The following is a 21932-nucleotide window of genomic DNA, read 5'->3' on the forward strand; positions in this document are numbered from 1 at the left end:
GGCGGGGCGCTCGCGACCCGGGAGCGCGCCATCGCAACATCGCAACATCGCAACATCGCGACGGTGGACACAGGAGCGGGTGGGAGACGGGCGCAAAGTGCGCGTGGTGTGCGTGTGCCGACAGCATGGGCGAAACTCGGAATGCGCGCCGGTGACGAGTGACACCGTTCCAGGGGCTCGAGGCGCGCCACCGCGGCGTCTTACGTGGACAGGCGTGACCTTCCGCGACCAGCACTGGACGTTCGCCGAGCGGACCCGGCAGTGAAGATGCGCTTCTGACCGACACGCCGCGTTGCTGTCGGGGGTGCCTTACTCGCACCGGACGGGAATGGTTTAACCATTGTTAGCAGCGTCGACCAAGAGTACGTTCAGCTGAACAGGTGCACATACGTCCAAGGACTGCTCATGACGACGAAGACGAAACGATCCACTCCCGCGCCGGACCTCTGCGAAATCGAGTACGTCGACGAGCTCGTGTGCCGCGCGCGCGTCAGGCACTCCGGATGCGGGAAGCAGTGGCGACGCTTGCGGAAACCTTCAAGATGCTCGGCGATCCGACCCGGCTGCGCATTGTGGCCGCGCTGGCCGCCCCGGATGTGGACGAGCTGTGCGTCTGTGACCTTGCGGCGCTCCTGGGCGCGTCCGATTCCGCCGTGTCCCATTCCCTTCGCGCGCTCCGGCATCTTCGCCTCGTTCGGTTCCGGCGCGAGGGGAAGATCGCGTACTACCGCCTTGATGACGCCCACGTGACGCAACTCATCCTCGAGGGCGTGCGACACGTGATCGCGGCCGGTGCCGTCGGCGCTCCCACCAGGCGCACTGGCTGACCCGAGCCATGCGCGTTGGCTGGCCGTTGAGTCGCCCTCGCAACCTCACCTCTGCGCATCGAGACCGCTGATGACATTCAGGACGACGCCGGGCAGCCGGACGGACCAACCAGGATCCGACCCGGACCGCACGGCGCCCGAAGCGAGTTCGCGCCCGGCTTCGAGGGGCCACCTCGATGTGCGGGTCGCGAACCTCGACTGCGACAGCGACGCCAATCGCATCGGGCGGGCACTTCGCGCGGCGCCCGGCGTGCAGGACGTCGCCGTGTCGCCGAAGGCGGCGCGTGTCGTCGTGCAGTTCGACCCGGCCGGCACGAGTGAGCAACGACTACGCGATACGCTCAAGGAGTTGGGATTCGCGCCGCAGGCCGCGATGACGATGGCCGACACGCCACGGCCATGGAAGAACCCGAAGGTGCTCACGTCGGCGGTCTCCGGTCTGCTGCTCTTGGTCGGGTGGCTGGTGAGCCGCGCTGGATTCGCCGAGCCCGTTACGGCCGGCATGTTCGTCGCCTCGCTCTTGTTTGGCGGCTACTACTTCGGGCGCGAAGCGCTCGAAGACTTGGTATTCGAGCGGGAGATCGGGATCGAGCTGCTCATGACCGTCGCGGCTGTCGTTGCGACCGTGATGGGGGAGCCGCTCGAGGGCGCGATGCTCGCCTTCCTGTACTCGATGTCAGAGGCCGCTGAGGGATACACCGAGGCGAAGACCCGGTCGGCCGTCCGCGCGCTGATGGAGCTGGCGCCCAAGACGGCCCTCGTCCGACGCGACGCGCCCGGTGGCCCAGTCGAGAGCACGATCCCGGTCGAAGAGGTGCGCGTCGGCGATGTGTTCATCGTGCGGCCCGGCGAGTCGATGCCGACCGACGGCGAGGTGATCACCGGAAGCTCCAGCGTCAACCAAGCTCCCGTCACCGGCGAGAGCGTGCCGGTGCTCAAAGGCGTCGGCGACGCGGTATTCGCCGGTACCATCAATGGCGAAGGATCGCTCGAGGCACGTGCGACGAAGGCGTTCGCGGAGAACACCATCGCGCGCATCATTCACTTGGTCGAAGAGGCACACGAGCGCAAGGGCACCAGTGAACGCTTCATCGAGCGCTTCGGCAAGCGGTACAGTCCGGCCGTACTGGCGATTGGCGTGCTCATGGCCGTGCTGCCGCCACTGACAGCCGGTGCGGACTGGACGACGTGGATCACGCGCGCCACGGTCTTTATCGTGGCGGCCGCGCCATGTGCCCTTGTCATCTCCATCCCGATCACGCTCGTCGCGGCCCTGGGGACGGGCGCGCGCAATGGCGTGCTGATCAAGGGCGGCGTGTTCATCGAGGCACTGGCCAAGGTGACAGTCGTCGCGCTCGACAAGACGGGAACGATCACCAACGGCGAGCCAGAGGTGACCGACGTGGTGATGCTGCCGGACGCGCCGCATCCACAGGAGCAGACCCTCGCCATTGCTGCCGGCATCGAATCGCGGAGCCAGCACCCGTTGGCGCGCGCCGTGATGAGCTTCGCGGAATCTGAGCGGATCACGCCATCGTCGATCCTCGACTTCCGCTCGTTGACGGGGGCCGGCGCCGCGGCCCGCGTGCCGGACGCGGGCGAGGGCGAAATCTTTGTCGGCAGTCCCACGCTCTTCGAGCACGACCTCGCCGTGTCGCTGGCCTCGGCGGACTCCGGACATCACGCGGCTCCAGGAGACTGGCAAGACGGTCATCGTCGTGGGCGACGCCACGCGCGCGTGGGCACTGCTGGCCATCCGGGACAATGTGCGCTCGAACGCGGCGTCCGCCATTCGCGCCCTGCACGAGGTAGGGGTCCGCACGGTCGTGATGCTGACGGGCGACAACGCACGGACTGCGGAGGCCATTGCCCGCGAGGTCGGCATCGACGAGGTGCACGCGGATCTCAAGCCGGAGGACAAGGCGCGCCTCATCGGAGCGTTCGCGGCTCGCGGCGAATACGCCTGCATGGTCGGCGACGGGGTCAATGACGCCGCAGCGTTGGCCCGAAGCTTCGGTTGGCGTGGCCTGGGCGCGGCGGGAAAGGACGTGGCGCTCGAAACGGCGGATGTGGTTCTGATGGCCGACGATCTCGACAAGCTGGTCTATGCGCTGCGCCTCGCGAAGCGGAATCAGCGCGTGGTTCAGCAAAACCTCGCGCTGTCCGTCGTGGTGATCCTCGTGCTCGTCACGGGCGCGGTCCTTGGCCAGTTCACGCTGCCCATCGCGGTGATCGGGCATGAGTTGAGTGAGTTCGTCGTGATCGCGAGCGGACTCCGCATGCTCCGCGACTGACCATCGACACGTGGCGCGCCGGCGTCAGCCGTCGCGCCACGCACCGAGAGCCGACTAGTGCTGACCCTTCACGAGCCGGTACGCGAAGTCGGCGAGGTCGCGTGGAGTGCTGGTGCTGATCCGAACGATCGACCGACGCTTGGAGCGGTCCGCGTGAGGGCGCGTCCAGTCTCGGGAAGGCTGGGCCGGCTCTGTGGCGGTCGTGCACAGTTCTTGGTAGCGCACTACCGCCACTGCACATCGCGGTAGCGCAGGAAGCGGCGGCGCGACGGCTCGCCATTGTCTTCAGCGTCGCGGACGAAGAGTACGTGAAGGCCGTGGATGCGGGGGGCCGGCTGGTCTCGCAACACGAATACGCGGAAGCGTTCGACTTTCTTGCCGACGCCCGCGGCGTGGCCACGGCGGCCGTGCTGGCGACCGTGTTGCGGTGCGCCCCCGGCAAGCCGCGAGGTGCCGGAGGGCTCGACCGTGCTCATTCCGGTCGCCGGCCTGTTCTCGATCAGCTATTGGTTGTTCTCTCACGCCGAGGCCGCGCGCTGGCAGGCGTTCATTCGCGACAAGGTGGGCCGCGCGCTCGCGCTGGGCGGCAGTGGGGCGCTGACCTTGATCGCGTTTCTAGCCGTCTACCGCGAGGGGGCCGAGACCGCACTCTTCTTCCAGGCGCTCTTTGCGGGCAGCGCCGATGTCCTGGTGCCACTGGCGTGCGGCATCGCGGCAGCGGCGAAGGCGTCGCCGCCCGACAGCATCGCGCCCAGCTCGCGGAATGTGCCTCCGGTCGCGGTTGCCCCGCCGGATACGACTCGCCATGTCACCACGGTCACGCTCGAGCCGAATCAGGGGAAGGAGATCAAGCTCCGGATGCGGAAGGGAGCCCGAGCCGACTACTCCTGGTCTACCGACCACGGTGTGGTCAATGTCGATGCGCACTGTGACGCCGTCGGCAGGCCAAGCTCCTACCACGGCTATAAACGGGGATCGAATGTCGGGGCCGACCAGGGAACGCTCGTCGCCGCGTTTGACGGCAATCACGGGTGGTTCTGGCGCAATCGTGGCACGACGCCGATCACGATCACGCTGGTGACACAGGGCACCTACGAGGCCGTGATTCCGCCGCGGTGACTCGCGGGGTCCCGCAGCCTGCAGGGCGGCTGTTGACATCGGGTAGCGGCCCGGCGTTCTTTACTCGGGAGTGCCTGCACGTGCAGGCCGCCCTTTCTTGCCTCGGAGCCACGCCCTGTCGCGACACCGCTGGATGTCCTGGATAATGGTTGTGCTGATGGCGGGTTCGATGGTGGAACCTGCCTTTGGCGCGCTCCGGGACGGTGCTGTGCACCATGAGGCGAATGGCCTCAGTGCGGCGCACGCGCTGGTATCCTCCGGCGATCATGGTCATGAAGATGGCCCTCCGGGCGCCACACACCCCACGGACCTCGGCACGAACATGGCACTGGCGCCGACCATTGCACGCATCAACATGGCGTGCCATTCGCGTCCGCCATGACGCCGCCGCCGTCGGTCGGGTTGACGACTGAGTCCCCGCTACGCGCCCTCCGTCCGCGACTCCCTCGCATCGCCCCCGTGGTGCTGTTCCACCCCCCACGAGCCTGAGCCTCCCCGGCTGACGTCGCGGCGCCATCGCGCCACCGTCCAGCCCGCGTCCCACGCACACAATCGTCCATTGTCCTGAGATGTCCTGTGCCCGGGCTCGCGCGATGCGCGCGCTTGCGCACCGGGACCGCTGCGGACTTCACGAGGGGAAGGCATGCAACCGATTCCACTGATCGCGGTCCACGCGGTCATGATCCTGATGTTGTCTAGCAACCGTCACGCGCCTGCATTTCCACAGGGGCCGCAGATGAGTGGCATGCCATCGCCACCGGACACGATCGTGCTGACGCTGCGCGAGGCGGGTCGCCTCGCGTTGGAGCGCGAGCCCGGCCTCCAGGCTGATCGTCAGGGCGCCGCGATCGCGCGGGGCGAATACCGCCAATCTCGATTGGACGGGCTGAACCCCGCGATCGATTTCCAGCAATACGAGACCGGGGCGCTGGGCGGGACGCAGGCGTACACCGTGGGTCTCTCGCTGGAGCTGCCGTGGGCAGGTCAGCGTGGGCTCCGGATTGCCGCGGCGCGCGCCGGAATGGAGCGGGCGAACGCCACCACGGCCGATGCCGTGCGACTCGCGGAAGCCACGGTCTCGCTGGCGTTTTTCGGGGCGGTGGCGGCTGAGCGGCGCTTGCAGCTCGCCGAGCAGATGGCCGCCGCCTCCCAGCGATTCTTCGATCTCACCCGGATCCAGCTCCGCGAAGGCGAGATCAGTGCCCTGGAGGCCAACCTCACGGACATCGAATTCGGGCGCAGCAGGGCGCGTCTCCTGGCGGCGCGTCGCGACGCGACGGCCGCGCTGCTCGAACTGCGCCGATTGATCGGTGTCTCCTCGGTGACACCGATCCGGCTCGTCGACGCGGCGTGGTCGGCACCGACGGCGGTCCCCTCAACGAAGACTCCCTGATCGCGGTGGCGTTGGCAACACGCCCCGATCTCGAGGCCGGGCGTCGGCAGCTGGCGCAGTCCGCCTCGTTGCGTCGGCTTGCCGCCCGGGAAGCAATTCCCACTCCGCGGCTCAGCGCGTTCAACCAGCGGGATGCTGGGGAACAGGCCTCACGTTTCGGGCTCGGGATCTCGGTGCTGCTCCCCGTCGTCGATCGGGCCCAAGGCCGGGTGGACCAGGAGGAGGCGCGCGTCGCGCAGGCGCGATCGCGCGTTGCGGCACTCGAGTTGGCCGTTGGCGCGGAAGTCGCCGAGGCCTATCGCACCCTGCAAGCGGCGACCGAAGAAGTCTCGACGCTGGAGTCCCTTGTGCTGGGGCCCGCCCGACGGAACCTCGCCCTGGTGGACTCTGCCTATCAAGCCGGAAAGCTTGCGCTCCCAACGGTGCTCCTGATCCGCAACCAACTCCTCGATGCCGAATTGGATTTCTGGCGCGCGTGGCAGGTCCATCGTGAGGCGCTGGTGCGTCTCCATCTCGCCACGGCCACGCCGATCACCCCTGTTCCGTCGTCGCGCGCCCCCTCCGCTGAGGACAACCGATGAATACCCCCATCCGCCATTTGGCCCCTGTTACGGCCGTGCTCCTGCTCCTCACCGCATGCGGCGATCGTGCCGTGCCGTCGACGGAGGAGGTGGCGGCCACGACGTCAGCAGACAGCGCGGTTGCGGATGAAGTCCGCATCGACAGTGCGGCGGCAGCTGAGTTCGGCATCCGGGTAGACACCGTCGCGAGCGTGAGCGGGGAGATGCTCTCGGTCACCGGCTCGGTGACCTACGATGCCAACCTCGTGAGTCATATCGGCTCGAGGGCCGCCGGGCGCATCCTCACGCTACGCGCCGATATCGGCGACCAAGTCACGGCGGGATCGGTCCTGGCCATCCTCGAGAGTCCCGGAGGTTGGGGAGGTGCGGAGTGATGAACTCGAAGCCGAGGCGCTGCTCGAAATCGCCCAGGAAAACTTCAATCGCGAGCAGCGGCTCGAGCAGCAGGGCATCTCCAGTCGCAAAGAATTGCTCGATGCCAAGGCCGACCTTCGGCGTGCCGAGGCTGCGCTGCGGAGCTCCGGGAGCGACTCCGGGTGCTCGGCGCCGGCCACGGGAGTGGCGGGGAGTTCGGGTTGACGGCGCCGTTCGCGGGGGTCGTCGTAGAGCGGGGGGTGAGTCGCGGCGAGATGGTGGGGCCCGAGGATCAACTCTTCGTCGTCGCGGACTTGCGCCAAGTCTGGGTGCTCCTCGACATCTTCGAGCGGGATCTGCCGACGGTTGCCCGCGGACAGCAGGTCCTGCTGACAACCACCGCCTGGCCCGATCGCGAATTCACCGGACAGATCGTCCATGTTGGTGCAGTTCTCGACAGTGCGACGCGGACGGTGCGCGCACGCATCGAGGTCCCCAACCGCGACGGAGCCCTGCGCCCGGGGATGTTTGCCACGGCGGTGATCGCGCCACGGGCTGGTGGCCAGGCCTTTCCGGTTGTGCCACAAGATGCAGTGCAGGAGCTGGAGGGCCGGAAAGTGGTCTTCGTCCCGGGCGAGCATCCCGGGGAGTTCGTCGCGCGTACCGTCCTGCTCGGTCGACCGACTGGGGGCACGCGTGTGATGGTGCTTTCCGGGCTCAAGGCCGGCGAGCCGGTGGTGGTGGCCGGTGCCTTCATGTTGCGCTCCGAACTCGCCAAGGGCGAGATCGGCGAGCACGGGCATTGACCGGGGAATCAGACTCCATGAATCGCGTGATTGCCTTTTCCCTGTCCAATCGCTTGCTGGTCCTCGCCCTGACACTCGGGCTGGCTGGCATCGGAATCTGGTCGGCGCTGCGACTGCCGATTGATGCCGTCCCGGATGTGACCAACGTGCAGGTGCAGGTCAACACCAACGCGCCCGCGCTATCGCCGGTTGAGGTCGAACGCCAGATCACCCTGCCGGTCGAATTGGCGATGTTCGGGTTGCCAAATCTCGAGGAAATTCGCTCCCTCTCCAAATTCGGACTCTCCCAGGTCACCGTCGTCTTCCACGACGGCACCGATATCTATTTTGCCCGACAACAGGTCCAGGAGCGACTGCAGCTCGCCCGCGAGGCCATCCCCGCCAGTCTGGGGAACCCGGAAATGGGGCCGACAAGTACCGGCCTCGGCGAAATTTTCCAGTACGCGGTCGAGGCCGATTCCGGTTCGACGATTGATGCGACGGAACTGCGGACGATCCAGGACTGGATCGTGTCGATGCAGCTGCGCACCGTCCCGGGCGTCGCCGAGGTGAACTCGTTCGGCGGCTTCGAGAAGCAGTATCAGGTGTTGGTGCGTCCGGAGGCCTTGATCCAGTATCAGTTGACGCTGGATCAGGTCTTCGAGGCCATCGAGACGAACAATCTCAACGCGGGAGGCGGTTACATCACGCGCGGCGCCGAGCAACTCGTCGTCCGCGGCGTGGGGCAGGTGCAGAGTCTCGATCAGATCCGGAGCATCGTGCTGACCAGCCGCAACGGCGTGCCGGTCCTGGTGCGGGACGTGGCCGACGTGACCATCGGCCACACGCTCCGGCAGGGGGCGGTCACCAAGGATGGTCGTGGCGAAGTGGTCACCGGCATCGTGATGATGCGCATTGGCGAAAATGCGCGGACCGTCGTCGGCGCCGTGAAGGAGAAATTCGAGGCGGCCAAGTCCACCCTGCCGGATGGGGTGACGATGAAGCCGTTCTACGACCGGACGGAGTTGATCGATCGAACCATCGGGACGGTCGAGCGGAATCTGCTCGAGGGCGCCGCGCTCGTGGTGGCGGTGCTGTTTCTCCTGCTGGGAAACCTCCGAGCCGCGTTGATTGTCGCGTTGGCGATCCCGCTCTCGATGCTCTTCGCCTTTAGTGCGATGCTGCAAGCGGGCATCGCCGGCAGCCTGATGAGCCTCGGCGCAATTGACTTCGGCCTGGTGGTGGATGGCTCGGTCGTGATGGTCGAAAACGCCATGCGGCACCTCGGAGAGCGTGAGCACAAGAAGCGAGGGTTCCCTCGAAACCGTGCGCTTCGCCTGCGGCGAGGTCTCCCGTCCGATCCTGTTCGGCGTCGGCATCATCATCGTCGTGTATCTGCCGATCCTCAGCCTGGAAGGCGTCGAGGGCAAGCTCTTTCGCCCCATGGCGCTGACCGTGGTCTTCGCGGTTGCCGGCTCCCTGCTCCTGACCTTTCTGCTGACTCCGGTGCTGATTGCGTTCGGGCTTCGCGGACCGATCGTGGAGAAGGATGTCTGGTTCATGCGGCATGCCAAGCGCATCTACCAGCCAGCCCTGGAATGGACGCTCGCGCACAGTCGGCGAGTGCTGGTGCTGTCGGCCGCAGCGGTCGGACTCTCGGTCGCGGTCATTCCATTTCTCGGATCGGAGTTCATTCCCCGACTGGACGAAGGCTCGTTCGCCCTGCAGATCCTGCGCTTGCCGAGCGTCTCGCTGGAGGAATCGGTTCGCCAGTCGACGCTGATCGAGGCGCGCCTGCGAGCGGCGTTCCCCGACGAGGTGACCGACGTGGTCAGCAAGACCGGGCGTGCGGAGATTGCAACCGATCCGATGGGCGTCAACATCTCCGACGTGCTGGTGATGCTGACCCCGCCGGACCAATGGACGCGGGCGACGGGGAAGGCCGAACTCGAGGCGGAGATGACGAAGGTCCTCGAGGGCATTCCCGGTGTGGTCTTCGGCTTCAGCCAGCCGATCGAGCTCCGCGTCAATGAATTGATCGCCGGCGTGCGCTCCGACCTCGCGATCAAGATCTTCGGTGAAGACCTCGACGTGCTCCGCACCAAGGCCGACGAGGCGGTCGCGGCGGTGGCCCGACTCGAGGGAGCGACCGGGTTCAAGGCACAACAGTTGACCGGGATGCCGCAGTTGCAGATCAGCGTCCTGCCGGAGCAACTTGCCAGGTATGGCATCAACTCCGCGGACGTGATGCGCACCGTCGAGGCCATCGGTGGGGCCATCGCCACGACCGTCCTGGAGGGCCAGCGACGCTTCGAGCTGTCGGTCCGCTTTCCGGAGTCCGTGCGGGCAAGTCGCGAGACGATCGCGGCGCTCCTGGTGAGCGCGCCTGGTGGCGAACGGGTTCCACTCGGCCAGCTGGCGCGAATCGAGGAGGTCCAAGGTCCCTCGGACCTCAGCCACGAGAACGGCTCTCGCCTCGTCATCATCGAGGGGAATGTGCGCAATCGGGACATGGGGTCGTTTGTCAAGGAAGTCCAGGGACTCTTCAGCAGCGGGGCGATCACGCTGCCGGCCGGGTACCGGGTCGAATTCGGCGGACAATTCGAGAATCTCGAGCGGGGCACCAAGCGTCTCATGCTGGTGGTGCCGTTGTCCCTCCTGCTGATCTTCCTCTTGCTCTTCGCCACGTTCAATTCGTTGCGCCAGGCGGCGCTGGTGTTCACCGGTATCCCGCTGGCCATCGTCGGTGGTGTGCTCGCGCTGCTCACGCGCGGCATGCCGTTCAGCATCAGCGCCGGGGTTGGTTTCATCGCCTTGTTCGGGATCGCGGTGCTGAACGGCGTGGTGCTGGTGAGCTACCTGAACGAGGTGCGGCCCGTGGCGCCTCGCTGGAGGATGCGGTCCGGGAAGGCGGGATGACTCGACTCCGCCCGGTCCTGATGACGGCCATGGTGGCGAGCCTGGGCTTCCTGCCGATGGCGCTGTCCCACGGCGCCGGCGCCGAGGTCCAGCGACCGTTGGCAACCGTCGTGATCGGGGGATTGATCACGGCCACGCTGCTGACGCTGCTGGTCTTGCCGCTGCTCTACCTCATCATTGAACGCCGCGCGGCCAGCACGAGCGACGAAGCCGATGCCCGAGGAGGACTCGATGACTGAACGCCTTCGTATGGAACTGGCACTGCTGCTCCCCGACCTCCCCGGCGATCAGGATGCCTGCATGCAGCGGCTCACCGACATCCTCGGCGCCGAGCCCGGCGTGACCGAGGCCCACATCGTCCCGCCGGGAGGGGCGACGCCGGGACAACTCTGCCTGCACTTCGACCCCGCCCAGCTCTCGCTTGCGGAGGTGCGACGGGCGGCGCTCGCGGCCGGCGCCAGGATCAGCGCACGCTTCGGCCACGTGTCGGTGGCGGTCCGGATGATCGGCGCCGAGGATGCGGCGCGACGCCTCGTGGAGGAGCTCAGGGCGGTGCCTGGTGTGCTCACGGCGTCCATCAACCTGCCCGCGCAACAGGCGTTCGTTGAGTTCGACCGTGAGCTGACCTCGCTGGAACGCATCCAGGAGGCGGTGGGCCGCCTGCCCGGCGTCACGGTGCCGAACGCCGGTGCCAACGCCGACCGCGGCGCAGAGGTACCCCGTGGTATCGGCGGCACCGCGAGTTGGTGTGGAGCCTCCTGTCTGGCGTGCTGCTCCTCGCCGCCTATAGCGGAGCACGTTGGGGCGGTCTGCCGGGAGCGGCGGTCCGCGTGCTCTATGGGGGTGCCTACCTGTTCGGCGGCTTCGATCTGGTGCGGCACACCGTCGCGGCGGCGCGCAAGGGGCGCTTTGCGTTCGACATCGACCTGTTGATGCTGCTCGCGGCACTTGGTGCAGCGTTGCTCGGTGAATGGGCCGAAGGCGCATTTCTGCTCTTTTTGTTTTCGCTGGCGCATGCCTTGGAACATTACGCACTGGGGCGGGCCCGCAACGCGATTCGCGCACTCGCGGAACTCGCGCCGCGGCGCGCGGTCGTGTTGCGGGGGGCCGAACAACACGAGATCCCCGTGGAGGAGGTGGTCCCCGGCGACCTGGTCGTGATCCGTCCGGGTGAACGGCTCCCGGTGGACGGCGAGGTCACGCAGGGCAACTCGAGTATCAACCAGGCGCCCGTCACCGGGGAGTCCGTGCCGGTGGAGAAGGCGCCGGGCGACGAGGTATTCGCCGGGACGGTGAATGGCGAGGGCGCGTTGCAAGTGCGCACGACCCGGGCTGTCGGGGACCGCACCCTCGATCGGGTGGTCACGCTGGTTGAGGAGGCGCAGGCACAACAGGCGCCGACGCAACGCTTCACGGAACAATTCGAACGGGTGTTCGTGCCCGTGGTGCTGATTGCCGACCTGCTCCTGATCCTCCTGCCGCCCCTGCTTGGTTTCTGGGATTGGTCAACGTCGTTCTATCGTGGGATGGCCCTGTTGGTGGCCTCGTCGCCGTGTGCCTTGGCGCTGGGTACACCGGCGGCGGTCCTGGCCGGGATCGCGCAGGCTGCTCGCCACGGTGTCCTGATCAAGGGAGGGGCGCATCTCGAGAACCTTGGCCGCCTGCGGGCGCTGGCCCTCGACAAGACCGGCACCCTGACGCGCGGCGAGCCGGAGGTTACCGACGTCATTGCGTTCGCGCCGACGCCGACGTCCGAGTCGGAACTGCTTGCGCTTGCCGCAGCCGTCGAACGGCATTCGCAACATCCACTCGGTGCAGCCGTGGTTCGGGAGGCTGACCGACGTGCCCTGGTGATGCCCGACATTGGTGAGGTCACGAGTGTCAGCGGGCAAGGCATCCGTTCTACGTTCGGGGGGGAGGCGATCGCGCTCGGCAATCTCCGGCTCTGGGAAGCGGACGGCGTGGTTGTCCCGGGCGAGGTCAGTCAGGCGGTCGCCGGATTGCAGGCACGCGGACGGAGCACGATCACCGTGCGGGTCGGGACACGCTGGATGGGTGTGCTCGGGCTCGCCGATCAACCGCGTCCGGATGTCCGGGAGGTCCTTGACCAACTCCGCCGGCTCGGCATTGCCCCGATCGTGATGCTCACTGGCGACAACCAGGGTGTCGGGGATGCCATTGGGGCGGAAGTCGGTGTCGATGCAGTCCAAGCGGGGCTCATGCCCGAGGACAAGGTCACGGCGGTCAAGGACCTGCTGGCGCGGCACGGGATGGTGGCCATGGTCGGCGACGGCGTGAACGATGCTCCGGCCTTGGCACATGCGACCGTGGGGATTGCCATGGGGGGGGCAGGGACCGCAGTGGCGCTGGAAACCGCCGATGTGGCGTTGATGGCCGACGACCTGGGGATGCTGCCCTTCGCGGTGAGCCTGTCGAGGAGTGCGCGAGGTGTCATCCGTCAGAATCTCTACTTGTCACTGGCCGTGATCGCGATCCTCATCGTCGCGACGACGACCGGTACCATGGGCATCGGTCCGGCCGTGCTGGTGCATGAGGGGAGCACCTTGTTGGTCATCGCAAACGCCCTCCGCCTGCTGCGGCACCGACCTCGCGGTTTGCTCCCCCGTGTCGCAACAGGGTAGGGCGGGGGAGCCAAAGGCCATCCCGGAACCGAGGAACCGTGACAGCGTCGATCTGGGCTGGCCCCGATAACATGGACACCTAGTCAGGTAGCTCGACCTTCCTGCGCAACAGGCGATTTTTATGGGCAACGTCCAAGGACCCCGGGAGCCCCCCCCAATAGTCATCTGGCGTACCGCGTCGTGAACAACGAGATGATGAGTCCGCGCACGCCCCGGCCCATGAGCTCAACCCCGGCTACTCCCCAATGGCCTCAGCAGCCCGGGCCGCCTGGATCTCCTTCCACTGGGCCAGGCGCTTCGCCGACGCCCTCTTGTCCCGACGCGCCTGGGCCCGCTTGGCCCGCGTAAAGTCGTATTCCCGGACCATGTACTCGGCATAGGCACCTCCCTCGTCACCGCCCAGGTCCGCCGAATAATCCACGTGGCACATCTCGTTCACGCGAAGCTCAGTGATCGCCGCCTCGACCTGGTCCTTCCCGATGTACCACCGGTCGGTCATTTCGATGGTGGGCACGTCGGCCGGGTGGATTTCCCGCATCGCCCGCCGCCGGTTCGCGGCGAACATCCATGCGCAGGCCTCAACCCAGCGGCGGCATGCGATCACGCACACAAAGTCCTTGCGGCCATCTGGGCGAAACGACTTTCTGTCCCACGCGGTCACGAAATACAAGCGCTTGGGCAGTGCGGGCGGGGTGCCGTACGGCCGGCCCCGCAGAAAGAGGTCGAGTGCGCGGTCGCGGGTGCGGCGATCAGAGATGGTTGACATGGTGGTGGGCTCCAGACACCAGGGGTTTGTCGGGCATCTGCCCGACCCCATCACCATACTTCAACGGGGGGGGGCCTAGAATCCCCCATTGAGCTGCCTCTGATCACCGCTTCAAGCCGGTCATCGGGCTGTCGATCTCGGACAGGTCCAGATGCCCTCCCCAGATTGTCTAGGGTGCGCCGATGATGGTCCCTCAAGCGGTGGCACTGCCGGCCTCCCGTCCTAAGAGTTCGGCGAGGCGGCGGGGGCCAGATGCAGGTCTCCGGTGGTGGCGACCAGCGCTGCGGCAGCGGCGTTGCTGATACCCCAGGATGCCTAGCGAGGCAGGCCCGTGAAAGTGGCAAAAGACGAAAGTGGGGCATGCCTCGAATTTCGGGGACTCTGAAACATCGGTGGGGGCAAACGAAACGCCCCCCCCCCCGGGAAGGGTGAGGCGCTCGGACATCGGATGATGGGCGACGCGGGGTTAGGCGTCCATGGTGGCTGCGGGCCATTCTGCCCAAACGCACGTCGCGCGGTACATGCCGTGGTTCGTTCGGCCGATGAGCGCGGTTCGATTGGCACGCTTCTGCGCGTCCCCATATCGAATGTTCGTGTTGACGATCAGGACCGCCTCGGGATGGTCTGCGAGCACGGCCGAAAGGCGCTGAATTCGGCCTGCCTGCGCCTTGCCACTGTATCCCACGTCGGCGAGCATTTCAGTGGCGGTGTCGATGAGGGCGGCGTTGGGTGCGATGGTGGCGGACATAATGCGGCTCCAGGATCAGGGTTGGTGATGCGTCGGCGATGACCGACATGAGCACCATGCCCGAGCGCCTGGTACCTCGCCAACCCCCCTGCAGGGCACGGGCGGAATGGAGGGGCGTTCACGCGAGCCGGTCCCATTGCGGATGCCTCTACGTCTGCCAGCACGGACCTTCGCAGGCGCAAGGCCCCCCAAAGCTTGGTGCGGCACGATACCGACTGCCGATCGGTGTGGCGCGGTATCGGGGCTGACGGATCACACCGCCCATCCCGCTGGCGGCGGTGCTCCGCATGCGTGTGGCGCGGTGGTGCAACTAGGAGGGAAGATCGAGTGGCGCAGCGCCGTCGGGGCGCGTCCTCGTCACCCCGTTCCCCAGCTTCGCACCATTCGGGGGCGTGGTCGGAAGTCGTAGGATGACTCCGAGGCGAACCTCTAACCCCCGGCGCAGAGCTCGGCGAGTGCGTCGGGCCCAGCCGACCATGCCAGCAGGCTCCGATCCCCCGGGCCACGGGGGCTCGAAGGCAAGTTGAGCTTGGCAATGCGCGCGCGCTGTTCGGCGTCGAGCTCCACGTATCCGCCATCCTCCAACCCCATAGGTCCCCCTCTCGTAATCATCCCACTTCATCGGCGGGGCCGGCTCGACGCCCGGGACGTGTTCGGGTGAAATAGTTATGCGCCCGTGATCACGGATGCCCATCGCCATGGCAGAGATCAGCGCGTTCTCGATCGTGCGCGCCACCAGGCTCAGGCCCAATCGCACGCCACCTTTCGGGTCCGTCAACGCCGCGCGCTGGAGCGTGCGTAAGGCCATCGCGCTCCACTGCACATCATACCCACACATGCCCGAGGTGATCGCCGCATCCGTGTTGGCGCGACTCACGACGATCGATCCGATTTCCACCGGCGACAGCGGTGGCAAATAGATGGGCGTCCACAGCGAGGCCACCGATGCGTGCATGCCGGCTTCGCGGAGCGCATCCGGGCTAATGTCGCAGCCGAGGCCGATTCTCAAGCGAGGCAGGGTACATGTTGCCACGATGGGGGCACCTGACCTGGCGTCAGCAGTCCGTCGGCAAGCGCGGCGATATCGGCCGCCTGGTGCTCCAGCCTATCCAAACTATTCCCGCTCACGCGCGGGGACATGCACACCGCGCTATCCAGCCCATCGATCGCGACGACGCAGCGCCCGCTTCCCGGTGGCACGACGGTGCGCAGATTCAGGCCCTCCCACCCAGAGGGGGACAGCGTGGTGCCGGCGATGGAAATGACCTCGCGTTGAAAGGCCTGGCTAACCGCTCGGAGCATGATGCTTTTCCCTTGGCCCGGCCCCCCGACCAGGAGGATCCGCGGGATGCGCCCCATGGCTCGGAATCGCGCGACGGCCATGGCGGCGATCGCGACTTGGTGATCTCTCCCCTCCACGCCGACGGAGCGAATCGTCTCAAGGCAGCGCGCCAAATCACGGCGAGCCCCTCGGGTTCGGGAAAAGCGAATGACCCGTCGTCATCCGGCGGGTCATCCTGGTCTTGGGCCTTCGATCGTCTCGTCATGCGCCCAGCATACCCGCGCTCAGAGGGGGAATGGGCCGTCCCCGGGAGGGGGGTGCCGCCAAGGCCCCGGAGGCCTCGAACGCGTGCGGTATGGTGGCGCCATGATCGACTTTGCCAGCGCCTCCGAGCCCATCCATCGTGGCTTCATGACCACGCCCCCCGCCCCCGCGGCCGCCCTCGACCGGGAGTTCATGTCCCTGCGTGAGTTCGCCAAGCAGTCGGGGCTTCAGCTCAAGCCGCTCGTGGTCGAGGCCGCGGCAGGCCTGCATCCCTACGCCAGGAAGCTCCGCGCCGGCGGGAAGGCGAGCTGCGCGGCGTCCTGGGTGGTGCACCTGCCCACCCTCCGGGCCGGGTTCGAGGCGCCGCTGGCAGACGAGGGGGACGAGGTTGCCGCGGTCCCCCGGCGCCGGGTAGCTTCCGCGCGGCAGCCCCGTCCTGTAACCAGCCGAGCCTCGGCGCGGTTTGAGGCGGAGGCGGAAATCGACTGGGGGGCCGTGCGTGCCGCGACAAAAGCGAGCCTCCAGCGAGGTGCTGCTCAAAGGGGTTGACCGGTACCTCATTCCGGACCGCCGCTCCGCCGTCGTGTGGCGGCACGGCGCCTGGTGGCTCGACCACCGCCAGCTCAAGCTCGCCGCGATCAATCAATCCAAGCTCACCCGCCTGCACACGGTCACCCCCCTCCGCACGAACGCGGCACTCAGTGCGGCCTTCGAGGCCGGTGACGATCTCCTGTCAGAGCTCTCCCGGGAGCTCCGGGCCCACCAAGAGGGGGCCTCCGGGGCGGGCGACCGACTCAGCCTGGTCGACGGATATCACGAATGGGTGGATGCCCGCCACCTCGCCGACACCGAGCGCGCCGAGGGGGCAACGGCGCGCCAGCAACGCAACATTGCGCGCGCGTCCGTCACCCTGATCAAGCACGCCGGCGAGGCGCTGGTGTATCTGCGGAAGCAGGGTCGGGTGACGGCCCGCGTCGTCTCGTCGCAGGACACGCTCGCGTACGCGAAGGTGCTGGCCAAGAAGTACAAGTCCGAGAACTCGCAACGCTCCCGATGGAAGGCGCTGCAGGCGTGGTTCTCGTGGATGATTGCGGAGAAGGGGGTGCAGACCGTCGGCAACATCTTCCCGCGCGGGAAGGGCCCCAAGGTGACGCCGCGGGTGCGGAAAGACAAAGACACGTTCCCCGTGCTGCGGGACGTCGCGGCAACACTCGACGCGCTCACCTACCTGGCCCAGCTGGACCGGCGCTATCTCCCCGCCTACATCCGGATGCACCTCATCGCCTACACTGGGTGCCGGCTCGCCGAGACTGCGCACATGCGGTGGGACGGTCTAAGGCTGGGGGGCGAGGTGCCCAGCATCACAATCATCGAGACGAAACGGAAGGGCCACGCCACCCGCGTCGTGCCGCTGTGGCCGCGCCTCGAGGCCGCCCTGGGATACTACGCCCGCCGCCTTACGCTGGAGGGCGCGGAGGTGCCCACACACGGGCTGATCCTTCGTCCACGGGTCCAGGACATCTCGGACCCAGCAGCGCGCGCGGCTATGCTTGAGCGGGCGAGGGAGCGGAAGTGGCTGACGACGGCTGACCGCATTGCTGCGCTCGAGCGCGGCCACATCAAGGCGGCCGGCTCCTACGCCCCGTACCGTGCCCTGAAGCGCGCGGCCCGGAATGGCGGGTTCGTGGTGGCGGGACCCCAACACATGCGCGCGATCGCCACGACGATGCTCGAAAAGGTCTTGCAGCCGGGCACACAGCAACCGTATCCAGCGGAGACCGTGGGCCAGCTCCTGGGGCACAGCCTCAGGGTCAGGGGCGCCCACTACCTCCGTAACGACATCGATCCGATGAAGCCCCGGACGACGCTCGATTATCATGGATGGGCCGATGTGCCGTATTGGGAGCCAGGCGCCCTGACGAAGGAGCGGTTTCGGGAGAGCTACCACGCCGAGCCGCCGGAAGTCGAGTCGCCCAAAGGCAAGAAGAAGCCTAGGAAGAAGAAGGCGGCCAAGAAGGCCGCCAAATAGCCCTCGTAGCTCAGCTGGATTAGAGCATGAGCCTTCTAAGCTCAGGGTCGCAGGTTCGAGTCCTGCCGGGGGCATTTGTAGCCACGATCTGTAACCAGTGCATTGTCGCCCCCGCAAAGCCAGCAGTGGCGCGGGTTCTGATGGGGGGATAAGGTGAGCCCGCCAGCCTTCTAAGCTGCCGGTCGCAGGTTCGACTCCTGCCGGGCGCACTCTTAGCCAAGCCAGAGCATGACCGACGATCTCTTCGCCTCGCCAAAATCCAGACTCGTCGCCCAGCTGCTCGCCGTCTTCCTCGGCGTCTTCGGTGCGCACCGCTTTTACGTCGGCAAGGTCCAGAGCGGCATCCTGCAGGCGTGCACGCTCGGCGGCCTCGGGCTCTGGTACCTCTACGACAATATTCTCATCGCCGCCGGCTCGTTCCGTGACGCCGACGGCAACCTCGTGGCCAACTGGGAGCCCGAGAGCGACCGCCTGATTCCGCCGGGGACGGCCGCCGCCATCTTCGATGAGCTCGACGCGCTCCGCGCCGAGGTCACCGAGCTGCAGGACCGCGTCGCGTTCGCCGAGCGGATGATCGAACCCGCCGCCCGCCGCGACTCGACCCAGGCGTGACCGCCGGCGCCCTGCCGGCGTCGGTGTCCCCCCCCAACGCATTTCGGCCCCTCCTCCGCCTCGCCCTCCCGATCATCGGCGTCAACGTCGGCATGATGCTGATGGGCGCGGTCGACACCATCATGGTCGGCCGCCTCTCGCCGCAGGCGCTCGCCGCCGTGGCGCTCGGCAACCTCTACGGCATGGCGGTGCTGATGTTCGGCCTCGGCATCCTCCTCTCCCTCGATCCGGTGCTGTCGCAGGCGCACGGCGCCGGTGAGGACGAGACGGTCGCGCTTGGGGTGCAGCGTGGCGTGGTGCTGGCGATCCTGCTCTCCGTGCCGCTCGCCGCGGTGATGTGGTTCGCCGAGCCGTTCCTGCGGATGGGTGCGCCAGCCGGCGGATGTCGTGCCGCTCGCGGGCACCTACTGCCGCGTGCTGATTCCCGCGTCCTCCCCTTCCTGCTCTTCACGGTCGGGCGACAGACGTTGCAGGTGTTGCACCGGGTGCAGCCGGTGCTCTGGACGATCCTCATCGCCAACCTCGTCAACATCGGCCTCAACCATTGGCTGATCTTCGGCGGCGCCGGCGTGCCGCCGCTCGGCGTGGCCGGCTCCGCAGCCGCCACGGCCGTGTCGCGCGTGGTGATGATCGTCCTGCTGGTTTTCCTCGCTCGGCGCGAGTTGGGGCCGATGCTTCGCCCGATACGGCCGCGTCTGCTGCAGGCGGCGCCGTTCGCGACGATGCTGCGCATCGGCGTGCCGATCGCGCTGCAGGTCGAGATCGAGATGGCGGCGTTTTCGATCGTCGGGCTGTTGATGGGGATGTTCGGCACGGTGCAGGTGGCCGGCCATCAGATCGCGCTGAATCTCGCGTCGCTGACCTTCATGGTGCCGATGGGCGTCGGCATGGCGGCGTCGGTGCTGATCGGGCAGGCGGTGGGGCGGGGTGACCGCGGCGCCCTCCGTGCAGGAGTGCGAGCGGCGCTCGTGGTGGGCGCGGGCTTCATGGTGCTGACCGGACTCATCTTCCTGGTGGTGCCGCACTGGATTGCGGCCCTCTACACCAACGCGGAACCGGTGGTGGCCTTTGCGGCGATCCTCCTGCCGATCGCCGGGGTCTTCCAGGTCTTCGACGGCATCCAGGTCGTCTGCATCGGCGTGCTGCGCGGCCTGGGCGACACCCACACGCCGATGCTCGTCAACCTCGTCGGCTTCGGCATCCTGGGCCTCGCAACGTCGACGTGGCTGGCGTACCGCACGCCGCTTGGGCCGATCGGCCTCTGGTGGGGGCTGGTCGTCGGCCTCGCGGCCGTGGCGCTGATCCTCCTGCACCGGGTGCGCGCGGCCCTGCGGCGACCACTTCAGCGGATCTAGCTGCGCTACTCGCCCACCGGCCGCGGCGAGGCCGGTGCTTCTGCTCCGCCGCGTGCCGACTGGCCACGTCGCCGAAGATCTTCTCGCCGTCGTAGCGGCCATTCTCGATGAAGACCTCCGAGATGAACCGCCCCACCAACACTCCCGCCAGGTAGATCCCCGGCACGCTCGACTCCAGCGTCTCAGCGTTCATCAGCGGCCGGTCACCTGCCTCGTCGAACTCGATGCCGAGCTGGCGCTGCAAGGCGAAGTCCGGGTGATAGCCGGTGAGCGCGTAGACCCGATCCGCCGGCAGGTCGACCGCCTCTCCGTCGGCCGTGCGGATCCGCACGTCGGTCGGCGTGATGGCCACCTCGGCGCCCATATGCGCGGCGATCTCACCCGCGGCGATCCGGTTCTCGAGGTCGGGTCGCAACCAGTACTTCAGGCTCGGCTTGAACGCCTCGCGCCGATACATTAACGTCACCCGCGCCCCGGCACGGAAGCACTGCAGCGCCGTCTCCACCGCCGAGTTCTTCCCACCGATGATCACGACGTCGAGGCCGGCCGTCCTGTGCGGCTCGTCGAACCAGTGTGACACATGCGGCAACAATTCGCCCGGAACGTCGAGCAGGTTGGCGTGATCGAAGTAGCCGGTGGCCAACACCAGTCGTTCACATCGCACGGTCTGCGGGCCTGCCCCCGTCCCCAGCGTGCACTCGATGCGCCCATCCCGCCGCTCGGCATGTACCAGGCGCGTGTACGGCTGCACCGCGAGCTTCTCGGCGCGCACCACGCCGCGGTAGTACGTCAGCGCCTCTCGCGCGTCGCCTTTGGCGCCACTCTCACCAGACGGTGATCGCCAATCTCCAGCCGCTCGGGCGTGGTGAAGAAGGTCATCCCGATCGGGTAGCGCACGATCGCATCGGCAATCGCGCCGGCGTCGATCACCAGCGCGCCGACACCTCGACGCTTCGCCGCAATCGCACAGGCCAGGCCGATCGGGCCGGCGCCGACAATCAGTGCCTCGACCTCCATGGGGAGTGGCTTCACTTCAGCTCCGACGCCGGAATGGCACGCTTCCACCGGACCGCGCCGGTGCGATCCTGAATCGTGATGGTCAGCACCCTCTCCTTCAGCGGCCCGGTCACTTCAAGGAGGCCGAAGTTGCGGTCGTTCACCATGGTGCCCTCGACGCGGTACGCGTTCTGTTCGCTCTTCCATCCGGTGGACGGTCCGGCCGTCAGCGGCGACACGGTGAGGTCGTAGAGCGAGTGGCTGCCCGCGCGGTTCATCCGGCTCAGCTCGGTCCAGTGCTTGGCGCCACTGAGGAGGATGACGCCGGGGATCCGCTCTTCCGCCAGGCGGTCGAGGAAGAAGGTGCGCTCCGCCTCGTACGTCGCATAGTTCTCGAAGGTCACCGAGTTGTTCACCGTCTGTCCACCGATGACCACCAGCTTGAAGGTGGCGCGCGATGACTTGAGCCCGTTCAGGAGCCATTCGATCTGCGGCCGGCCGAGGTAGCTCTTCGGGCCGGTGACACGATCCTGGGCGTCGCGATACCAGCGGTTGTCGGTGAGGAAGACATCGACATCGCTCCACCCGAACGACGACGTGACGCCACCATCGCCATCGGCACCGAGCGGTGGATTACCCCAGAAGAGTTCGAACGCCGCGCGCGTGAGGAAGCGGCCGCCGTAGGAACGGTCGCTGTCGTTGGGCCGAAGTCGTGGTCGTCCCACGTCGCGTAGTGACTGGTGGCGGCCAACAGCGGCTGGAGCTCGGGCAGCGAGCGCGAGTGGGTGTAGCGATAGGAAGACGCCGGTGCGCGTGTCGAAGTCGCCCTCGCGCAGATAGGCGTTGTCGCCCATCCAGAGAACCAGGTCGGGGCGGCTGCGGGTCACGGCGCCGAGGATGTCGTACTCGCCGCCGTACGGGGCGCCGGGGCGGTCGAATTCCGGCTCGTTCACGTAGAAGCAGGAC

18 protein-coding genes, 1 tRNA gene and 3 pseudogenes are annotated in these 21932 nt (G+C 67.3%); 16 read left to right on the forward strand and 6 right to left on the reverse strand.

The features are described from left to right. The first annotated feature begins 503 nt into the window (after positions 1-503). Together IPG05_10635 and IPG05_10640 are read left to right on the forward strand one after the other, a co-directional pair. Complete coding sequence (locus tag IPG05_10635; GenBank protein MBK6495538.1) at positions 504-827, forward strand: helix-turn-helix transcriptional regulator; 324 nt, start codon at positions 504-506, stop codon at positions 825-827. A gap of 70 nt (positions 828-897) precedes the next feature. Then, positions 898-3121: pseudogene (locus IPG05_10640) on the forward strand (cation-translocating P-type ATPase). A 224-nt stretch (positions 3122-3345) separates the two neighbouring features. Here the strand turns inward: IPG05_10640 and IPG05_10645 are convergent. Beyond that, positions 3346-3597 (reverse strand): hypothetical protein, encoded by a 252-nt coding sequence (locus IPG05_10645; GenBank protein ID MBK6495539.1) that lies wholly within the window; start codon positions 3595-3597, stop codon positions 3346-3348. Between IPG05_10645 and IPG05_10650 the strand changes: the two genes are divergently transcribed. The 8 genes and pseudogenes from IPG05_10650 to cadA all read left to right on the forward strand — a co-directional run bounded on the left by IPG05_10650 (position 3590) and on the right by cadA (position 12914). Then, positions 3590-4240, forward strand: coding sequence for an FTR1 family protein (locus IPG05_10650; protein MBK6495540.1), 651 nt, complete (start codon positions 3590-3592; stop codon positions 4238-4240). The two genes, IPG05_10645 and IPG05_10650, sit on opposite strands and share 8 nt — an antisense overlap. Before the next feature lie 745 nt (positions 4241-4985). Then, the gene (locus tag IPG05_10655) at positions 4986-5633 is read left to right on the forward strand and encodes a TolC family protein (GenBank protein MBK6495541.1); all 648 of its coding nucleotides are present in this window, start codon (positions 4986-4988) and stop codon (positions 5631-5633) included. Then, positions 5591-6214 (forward strand): TolC family protein, encoded by a 624-nt coding sequence (locus IPG05_10660; GenBank protein ID MBK6495542.1) that lies wholly within the window; start codon positions 5591-5593, stop codon positions 6212-6214. The genes IPG05_10655 and IPG05_10660 overlap by 43 nt, the downstream gene beginning before the upstream one ends. A gap of 35 nt (positions 6215-6249) precedes the next feature. Beyond that, a complete protein-coding gene (locus IPG05_10665) occupies positions 6250-6588 on the forward strand; it encodes an efflux RND transporter periplasmic adaptor subunit (GenBank protein ID MBK6495543.1) in 339 nt (112 codons plus the stop codon). After that, a complete protein-coding gene (locus IPG05_10670; protein MBK6495544.1) occupies positions 6578-6793 on the forward strand; it encodes a hypothetical protein in 216 nt (71 codons plus the stop codon). Before IPG05_10665 ends, IPG05_10670 begins: the two co-directional genes overlap by 11 nt. Further along, positions 6790-7374 carry an efflux RND transporter periplasmic adaptor subunit gene (locus IPG05_10675; GenBank protein MBK6495545.1) on the forward strand — a complete coding sequence of 195 codons (585 nt, stop codon included), beginning with the start codon at positions 6790-6792 and terminating at the stop codon, positions 7372-7374. Before IPG05_10670 ends, IPG05_10675 begins: the two co-directional genes overlap by 4 nt. 17 nt (positions 7375-7391) lie before the next feature. Then, positions 7392-10511, forward strand: a pseudogene (locus tag IPG05_10680) (efflux RND transporter permease subunit). Beyond that, positions 10504-12914, forward strand: a pseudogene (gene cadA, locus IPG05_10685) (cadmium-translocating P-type ATPase). The pseudogenes IPG05_10680 and cadA overlap by 8 nt, the downstream one beginning before the upstream one ends. Positions 12915-13149: 235 nt before the next feature. Here cadA and IPG05_10690 read toward each other — a convergent pair. Both IPG05_10690 and IPG05_10695 read right to left on the reverse strand, forming a co-directional pair. Continuing rightward, entirely contained in the window at positions 13150-13680 is a 531-nt protein-coding gene (locus IPG05_10690; GenBank protein MBK6495546.1) for a hypothetical protein, read from the reverse strand. A 466-nt stretch (positions 13681-14146) separates the two neighbouring features. Further along, the gene (locus IPG05_10695) at positions 14147-14428 is read right to left on the reverse strand and encodes a hypothetical protein (protein ID MBK6495547.1); all 282 of its coding nucleotides are present in this window, start codon (positions 14426-14428) and stop codon (positions 14147-14149) included. A 686-nt stretch (positions 14429-15114) separates the two neighbouring features. Between IPG05_10695 and IPG05_10700 the strand changes: the two genes are divergently transcribed. After that, on the forward strand, positions 15115-15348 hold the full coding sequence (locus IPG05_10700) for a hypothetical protein (GenBank protein ID MBK6495548.1): 234 nt from the start codon (positions 15115-15117) through the stop codon (positions 15346-15348). Positions 15349-15433: 85 nt separating this feature from the next. Here IPG05_10700 and IPG05_10705 read toward each other — a convergent pair whose 3' ends face one another. Next, positions 15434-15787: an AAA family ATPase gene (locus IPG05_10705; protein ID MBK6495549.1), complete on the reverse strand. Its 354-nt coding sequence runs from the start codon at positions 15785-15787 to the stop codon at positions 15434-15436. Between the two features lie 289 nt (positions 15788-16076). Here IPG05_10705 and IPG05_10710 point away from each other — a divergent pair, with 289 nt between their 5' ends. The 5 genes from IPG05_10710 to IPG05_10730 all read left to right on the forward strand — a co-directional run bounded on the left by IPG05_10710 (position 16077) and on the right by IPG05_10730 (position 19970). Then, positions 16077-16523, forward strand: a complete 447-nt coding sequence (locus IPG05_10710) for a hypothetical protein (GenBank protein ID MBK6495550.1) — start codon at positions 16077-16079, stop codon at positions 16521-16523. After that, positions 16474-18003, forward strand: coding sequence for a site-specific integrase (locus IPG05_10715; GenBank protein MBK6495551.1), 1530 nt, complete (start codon positions 16474-16476; stop codon positions 18001-18003). Before IPG05_10710 ends, IPG05_10715 begins: the two co-directional genes overlap by 50 nt. Continuing rightward, positions 18003-18077: transfer RNA gene (locus tag IPG05_10720), tRNA-Arg, on the forward strand. The genes IPG05_10715 and IPG05_10720 overlap by 1 nt, the downstream gene beginning before the upstream one ends. Before the next feature lie 154 nt (positions 18078-18231). Continuing rightward, positions 18232-18615 carry a TM2 domain-containing protein gene (locus IPG05_10725; protein ID MBK6495552.1) on the forward strand — a complete coding sequence of 128 codons (384 nt, stop codon included), beginning with the start codon at positions 18232-18234 and terminating at the stop codon, positions 18613-18615. Continuing rightward, a complete protein-coding gene (locus IPG05_10730; GenBank protein MBK6495553.1) occupies positions 18612-19970 on the forward strand; it encodes an MATE family efflux transporter in 1359 nt (452 codons plus the stop codon). The genes IPG05_10725 and IPG05_10730 overlap by 4 nt, the downstream gene beginning before the upstream one ends. 789 nt (positions 19971-20759) lie before the next feature. On the opposite strand, the gene IPG05_10735 is transcribed toward IPG05_10730, so the two are convergent. Both IPG05_10735 and IPG05_10740 read right to left on the reverse strand, forming a co-directional pair. Further along, entirely contained in the window at positions 20760-21002 is a 243-nt protein-coding gene (locus IPG05_10735) for an NAD(P)-binding domain-containing protein (protein ID MBK6495554.1), read from the reverse strand. Then, the gene (locus IPG05_10740) at positions 20999-21919 is read right to left on the reverse strand and encodes an alkaline phosphatase D family protein (protein MBK6495555.1); all 921 of its coding nucleotides are present in this window, start codon (positions 21917-21919) and stop codon (positions 20999-21001) included. Before IPG05_10740 ends, IPG05_10735 begins: the two co-directional genes overlap by 4 nt. Between the last annotated feature and the right edge of the window lie 13 nt (positions 21920-21932).

The sequence above is a fragment of the Gemmatimonadota bacterium genome (assembly GCA_016704275.1).
GTDB lineage: Bacteria > Gemmatimonadota > Gemmatimonadetes > Gemmatimonadales > GWC2-71-9 > Palsa-1233.